Source organism: Sulfuricurvum sp., from assembly GCF_049305995.1.
Lineage (GTDB): Bacteria > Campylobacterota > Campylobacteria > Campylobacterales > Sulfurimonadaceae > Sulfuricurvum.
In genome coordinates this window covers 1-4377 of the sequence record NZ_JBAQPS010000068.1, presented here as the reverse complement: position 1 = coordinate 4377, position 4377 = coordinate 1, and the positions used below count along the sequence as shown (strand labels likewise).

General features: G+C 41.8%; 6 protein-coding genes and 1 pseudogene. 1 reads left to right on the top strand and 6 read right to left on the bottom strand.

The window, feature by feature from the left end:
* The 6 genes and pseudogenes from WA010_RS02325 to rpmH all read right to left on the bottom strand — a co-directional run.
* A pseudogene (locus tag WA010_RS02325) lies at nt 1-367 on the bottom strand (tRNA uridine-5-carboxymethylaminomethyl(34) synthesis GTPase MnmE); the annotation flags it as partial.
* Complete coding sequence (locus WA010_RS02320) at nt 367-1158, bottom strand: Jag N-terminal domain-containing protein (protein ID WP_422555567.1); 792 nt, start codon at nt 1156-1158, stop codon at nt 367-369. The gene WA010_RS02320 and the pseudogene WA010_RS02325, both read right to left, overlap by 1 nt.
* Nucleotides 1145-2746 (bottom strand): membrane protein insertase YidC, encoded by a 1602-nt coding sequence (yidC, locus tag WA010_RS02315; protein ID WP_422555566.1) that lies wholly within the window; start codon nt 2744-2746, stop codon nt 1145-1147. Before yidC ends, WA010_RS02320 begins: the two co-directional genes overlap by 14 nt.
* Nucleotides 2740-3072: a membrane protein insertion efficiency factor YidD gene (gene yidD, locus WA010_RS02310; protein ID WP_422555565.1), complete on the bottom strand. Its 333-nt coding sequence runs from the start codon at nt 3070-3072 to the stop codon at nt 2740-2742. Before yidD ends, yidC begins: the two co-directional genes overlap by 7 nt.
* Nucleotides 3050-3394, bottom strand: coding sequence for a ribonuclease P protein component (rnpA, locus tag WA010_RS02305; RefSeq protein ID WP_422555564.1), 345 nt, complete (start codon nt 3392-3394; stop codon nt 3050-3052). Before rnpA ends, yidD begins: the two co-directional genes overlap by 23 nt.
* A gap of 11 nt (nt 3395-3405) precedes the next feature.
* Entirely contained in the window at nt 3406-3540 is a 135-nt protein-coding gene (gene rpmH, locus WA010_RS02300; protein WP_013459438.1) for a 50S ribosomal protein L34, read from the bottom strand.
* A gap of 141 nt (nt 3541-3681) precedes the next feature.
* Between rpmH and WA010_RS02295 the strand changes: the two genes are divergently transcribed.
* Nucleotides 3682-4206 (top strand): hypothetical protein, encoded by a 525-nt coding sequence (locus WA010_RS02295; protein WP_422555563.1) that lies wholly within the window; start codon nt 3682-3684, stop codon nt 4204-4206.
* Nucleotides 4207-4377 lie beyond the last annotated feature (171 nt).

The following is a 4377-nucleotide window of genomic DNA, read 5'->3' as shown; positions in this document are numbered from 1 at the left end:
GGGTAAGGTCGAGCCGTCCGTTTAAAAAGGCTCGTTTGCTAAACTCTCCCGGTTCGGCTAAACGTGCCCCCTCGGACAATACCGCCCGAAGTAACGACTCGGCAACGACATAGCCGCCGTGGCATTGGAACTCAACGACCTCTTCCCCCGTAAAACTACGGGGTGCTTGGAAATAGATCACAATCGCTTCGTCGATCAAAGTACCGTCGTTATGATGTAAAGAGCTAAGAGTTGCGTAGCGTGGTTGAAGCTGAGATTTTTGGGTAAGTTTTAATGCAATCTCGTAAGAGCGCCCTCCGCTGAGGCGGAGAATGGAGATAGAGCCAATGCCGTTTGCGGTGGCAATGGCGGCGATAGTTTCATTCATCAATATTCGTGATAGCTGTTGATAATGATAAACTTACCGCCATCACGAGTTGAGCGGATAGCGACATAGCGATCAGGATAACGATCACGTAGCTGTTTTAGGGCAATTTGAACCAATACCCCATCCAATACTTTTGTCTGTGCACGTCCGTCTTGATCGATAATATCACACACATTAATGAGATAGCGAGAAATCGACTCTTCTTGATTTTTTAAAAATTCTGCGATTTCCAAACGAAGTTGCATACCATATACGGCATTGATCCAGTTAAAAAGCATATAGGAAAGTGCTTTATAACGGTACCCCTCTTTGCCGATCATGAGAGCCGCATCGGCACCGGTAAATTCAACCAATAAGGTATTTTCATCATAAACACTGACGCCAATTTCATTAATATCGAAACAGATATCTTTAAAAAGGATATTGATCTGTTCTTTCACTTCATCGGCACACTCTTGTGCTGAAAGTTGATAATATTCTTCTTCCAAATCGATAATTTCTTCAAAATCATCGGCCTGCTCATAAAATTCATCGCCTAATACCAACTCTTGAGGCTCAGACAATGCAGTTTCATCATCGATAACATCATTTGACTCTAAAGTCTCTTCCTCTTCCAAAAAAGCCGTATATGGAAGATTAGCTACAATAATGGCTGACTTTTTGAAAAGCCCCAATACCCCTTTAGACGGAAATTGAACAATTTCAACTTGAAGTGCAGTAACCGAACATCCAAATTCAAAAGCTGCTTTCGCATAAGCTTCTTCTAGCGTAGGAGCTTCAATCTTTTTCATGATGCTTGTCCGCAAGATGGGATTCATGACGAGCTGCACGCGCCGCTTCGAATTGTTTATTTACCAAATATTGCTGTGTGATTGAGAATAAGTTGTTCACGAACCAATACAATACGAGCCCTGCAGGGAAGGTAAAGAAGAAGAACGTAAAAATAACCGGTAAAAATTTAAAGATTTTTTCCTGCAATGGATCGGTAAAGTTACTCGGTGTAATCTTCTGTTGGTAATACATTGTCGCCCCCATCAAAATAGGGAGAATGTAATACGGGTCCATTCGTGAAAGATCGGTTACCCATAGAATCCATGGAGCACCTTGGAGTTCAACGGCATTGAGCAATACGCGGTAAATCGCAAAGAAAACCGGAATTTGAAGGATCAAGGGCAAACATCCGCCCAGTGGGTTTGCACCGTGTTTTTTGTACATCTCCATCACTGCGGCGTTCATGCGGGCAGGATCACCTTTATATTTCTCTTGAACCTCTTGGATACGGGGAGCGATATCTTTGATCTTTTGCATCGATACCATCCCTTTGTGAGTCAAAGGATAGAGGAAGATACGGCTAAGGATAGTAAGACCGATGATCGCCCATCCCCAGTTACCGAGTAAACCGTGCAACCACATTAATACTTTAAAAATCGGAGTCGCTACAAAAGTAAACCATCCAAACTCGATGGCATTAACCAAGACAGGATTGATCGATTCCAGTGTTTTATACTCTTTTGGTCCGATATATCCGTTAAATGTGAAGTTATTGCTCCCTTCCAAATATGTTACGGGGTTGTTGTTCATATCACGCTCTACGGTCACTTCCGTAGATTTATCAAATCCATAAAAGATTGTCGCATAGTATTGATCAAACGCCGATACCAAATGGACATCGCTAAAGATAGAGCGCCCTTCTACATCACCGTCTGAAAAAATAGTTGTAAGGTTATCACCTGAGTAAATCATCCCCCCAACAACTGTCATCATTTGTTCCATAATCTCAGGATGTTGCCCAAGGTAAAGTGAATAACGTTTCTCATTAGAGAGTGCCACTTTTGCATCGTAATGGCCATCCGCATAAAACGTCAATGTTTTGGTTACCGTCAATTCAGGAAGATTTTGACTGAGGACTACGGTCGCTTTACCGTTTTCACCCAAAGCTATGTTTGTAGCATCAGTTGTATAAGGGGTTTTTGCCGCCGCATCATTGAGTGCTGCATCAGCAAAACGGATTTGAAGTGGTTTAGCACCACTCGAAGCGATGAGTTCAGAGAGTTTCCCATCTTTTCCATTATGTTTTGCATTACTTAAAACAACGGATGATACACGACCGAGTGTATCAATTTTGAGTGTAAACTCCTTCGCCGTAATAGTAGTTAACGTATCTGTAGTTACTGTTTTAATATCTGAAACCGTAGAGGTGTTAGCCTCTTGCGTTGCAGTCGTTTTAAGCGCAACCTCTTTAACTGCGCTCACTTGCGTTGTGTTACTCTCAGCGTTAGGTGCTTGAGGTGGAAATAGAGTGGTATAGCCTAAAAAAAAGACAAAAGATAAAGCGACGGCAACGAGTAGTCGCTGATTGGGAGTAAACTTTTCTAACACTGTGACCCTTTAAACTTAAAATTTTTAATCAGAAAATATTTCTGCTGATATGGAACAAACCAGTATTTTATCGTATTTATGGAAAGTTCGGAGGGTTTTAATTCCGGTTTGTTGATAATTGGATAATCAATACCGCCTAAAAAAAGCTGATTACACCGTAAAATTCGTAAAAACGTGGAAGTAAATGCGCGTGGGAGAGTATTGCGTTCAAACTGCCATAGGGCATATTCGGAACATGAAGGATAGTGACGACACGCACCACGTGTCACCAAAGAGAACGAGTGCCGATAAAGCCAGAGGAGCTTAAGAAAGAAGCTTCTTATCATCACCTGCTCCACCCATGGCACCCGTCCGTTTTAAAACATATTTGCAGTCGCGTCGCACTGTATCGAAAGAGTTGTCAAATAACCCTCTCTTGGCAACAAAAACGTACCATCCGTCTTGCGCATTGGGTGAGAATTCATCGAAAAGAGCCCGTAAGCGTCTTTTACATCGATTTCTCACTACTGCATTTCCAACTTTTTTACTGGCCGTATATCCAACTTTTTTTTCTCCCACCAAGGGGAAATAGAACAACGCTATGGATGTGCTGTGCGCATTTTTCCCACGTTGATAAACACGTTGAAACTCGCTGTGAAGCTTCAACATCGAGAAGCTATTTAGACAGCCAATCGTTTTCGACCTTTAGCACGACGAGCGTTTAATACTCGACGGCCATTTTTTGTCGCCATACGTGCACGGAAGCCGTGAGTACGTTTACGTGGCGTATTATGCGGTTGGTATGTTCTTTTCATAAGCCATATCCCTTTAGAAATTTTTAGCACGCAATAATAGACAATTCTTACTTAAAGATGGGTTAAGTTTCGTAAAAGCTTATTAAATCTATTCTGAAAAAGTCCGATATACTCACTAAGATTAACCTAAAAGGGTGTGCCATGACCACTGCAACCTCTTATGATGCGTATCACTCCCACGAGCTCGCTATCTCTATGAAAACCAGTAGCGGAGATACCCTCTCTCTCAACTTTACGAATGAACAATCTCTTTCGCTCAGTGAAAAAACAACCTCCGATTTCAAAGAGCAATCGTTCTCGTTTGCTTCGATGCAGGCTTATTCTTTTAGTATGGATAGCAACGGTATCAGTGAACAAGATCAGCAAGAGATCAATGCTTTTATGGAAAAAGCACAGCCCTATATCGATAAATTTATGAAAGAACTCCAAGATCAAAACCAAACTTCACCGATCAATAAAATCGCTTCGGATGTAACAAAACTGATCGGAAATCTGAAAAATAGTGATGAAAACGTTAAAAATCATGCGAAAAATGGGGTCGTCGATCTCTTCGATAACGCGGTAAAAGAGACCAAAACAACCGAAAAAATGATCGAAGAGGCTCAAAAATTGATGCAAAAAATCATCGACGGATTTGATAAAATGTTTGAACCCCTATACGCTTAAGGCTTTAAAAAATCTCGTAATGTCGGCATAACCGACTGTCCTGTGGGAATGTTACTCAAATCAAGTTTGGTTTTGAGCTTCATGTGGCAATCACGACATTCACGAATCACCGCGTGTTCCGCTATCCGTGATCCCTCGATTTTAGCTATCGGATGACACGCAAAACAGTCG